At 67.7% G+C, this 427-nt stretch carries 1 protein-coding gene; it reads left to right on the plus strand.

Annotation, left to right across the window (positions count from 1 at the left end; all coding sequences use genetic code 11):
• Positions 1-427: FAD-dependent oxidoreductase (locus MQN93_RS43755; RefSeq protein WP_242713927.1), on the plus strand; the 427-nt coding region annotated here is incomplete at both ends.

Genomic DNA, 427 nt, shown 5'->3' on the forward strand with positions numbered 1-427 from the left:
CCTGAAGCACCTCGTCCCGGTCGAGGACGAGAACTCCTCCAAGCTGCTGGAGCGCGCCTTCCGCAAGCGGGGCATCAAGTTCAACCTGGGCACCTTCTTCCAGAAGGCCGAGTACACCCAGGACGGCGTCAAGGTCACCCTCGCCGACGGCAAGGAGTTCGAGGCCGAGATCCTGCTCGTCGCCATCGGCCGCGGCCCGGTCTCGCAGGGCCTGGGCTACGAGGAGCAGGGCGTCGCCATGGACCGCGGTTATGTCCTGGTCGACGAGTACATGCGCACCAACGTGCCGACCATCTCCGCCGTCGGTGACCTCGTGCCGACCCTGCAGCTCGCGCACGTCGGCTTCGCCGAGGGCATCCTGGTGGCGGAGCGTCTGGCCGGCCTGAAGACCGTTCCGATCGACTACGACGGTGTGCCGCGGGTGACC

Origin of the sequence: Streptomyces spinosisporus (assembly GCF_022698145.1) — a bacterium.
GTDB classification, from domain to species: Bacteria; Actinomycetota; Actinomycetes; order Streptomycetales; family Streptomycetaceae; genus Streptomyces; species Streptomyces spinosisporus.